Origin of the sequence: Streptomyces sp. NPDC058240 (genome assembly GCF_042882135.1) — a bacterium.
Classification (GTDB): Bacteria; Actinomycetota; Actinomycetes; order Streptomycetales; family Streptomycetaceae; genus Streptomyces.
In genome coordinates this window covers 1-1,082 of record NZ_JBHVWT010000168.1, presented here as the reverse complement: position 1 = coordinate 1,082, position 1,082 = coordinate 1, and the positions used below count along the sequence as shown (strand labels likewise).

The window sequence follows — 1,082 nt, the reverse complement described above, 5'->3', positions numbered from 1 at the left end:
CCCCGTTATGTTTTTCGCGGTCCTGCAAGAGGGCCGCTGGCCTCCGGGCCCGGCATGACTGTGTCCCCCTGTCGAACGGATGACCTGGGGGGTGGTGTCACCGGGCCCGGGAGGTGCCGTCGGAGACGCTGATGAGAGGTCCGGCCACCGTCCGGTCCGGCGCAATGCCGGACAGCTCGCGGGCGGCAGGTCTGCATAACGTGGATGCGCGCGTACGACACCACTGCCGAGGCCGGCACGTTCAACCCGCCTGGAGGGGCGCGATGTTCGATACCGAAGACGTGGGCGTGTTTCTCGGCCTGGACGTCGGCAAGAGCACACACCACGGCCACGGGCTGACTCCGGCCGGGAAAAAGGTCTTCGACAAGCAGCTGCCCAACAGCGAGCCGAAGCTGCGGGCGGTCTTCGACAAGCTGGCAGGGAAGTTCGGCACGGTGCTGGTGATCGTGGACCAGCCCGCCTCCATCGGCGCCCTACCCCTGGCCGTCGCCCGGGACGCGGGCTGCAGGGTTGCCTACCTGCCCGGCCTGGCGATGCGCCGGATCGCCGATCTCTACCCGGGCGAGGCGAAGACCGACGCGAAGGACGCGGCGGTGATCGCGGACGCCGCCCGCACCCTGCCGCACACCCTGCGCTCGCTGGAACTCACCGACGAGATCACCGCCGAGCTGACCGTCCTGGTCGGCTTCGACCAGGACCTCGCCGCCGAGGCCACCCGCACCAGCAACCGGATACGCGGCCTGCTCACCCAGTTCCACCCCAGCCTGGAACGCGTCCTCGGCCCGCGTCTGGACCACCAGGCCGTCACCTGGCTGCTGGAACGCCACGGATCCCCAGCCGCCCTACGGAAAGCCGGCCGCCGCAGACTCGTCGAGCTCACCCGGCCCAGGGCCCCGCGCATGGCCGCCCGGCTCATCGACGAGGTCTTCGACGCGCTGGACGAGCAGACCGTGATCGTGCCCGGGACAGGCACCCTCGACACCGTCCTGCCCTCCCTGGCCCGCTCCCTCGGCGCTGTCCACGAACAGCGCCGGGCCCTGGAAACCCAGATCAACACCCTGCTGGAGGCACACCCTCTTTCC

The 1,082-nt window shown here is 70.2% G+C and carries 1 protein-coding gene; it reads left to right on the top strand.

Annotated features, from left to right (window positions below):
• Window positions 1-263: 263 nt before the first annotated feature.
• Window positions 264-1,082 (top strand): IS110 family transposase (locus tag ACFVX4_RS42180; protein ID WP_389988877.1); only part of this gene is annotated, 819 nt, incomplete at its 3' end.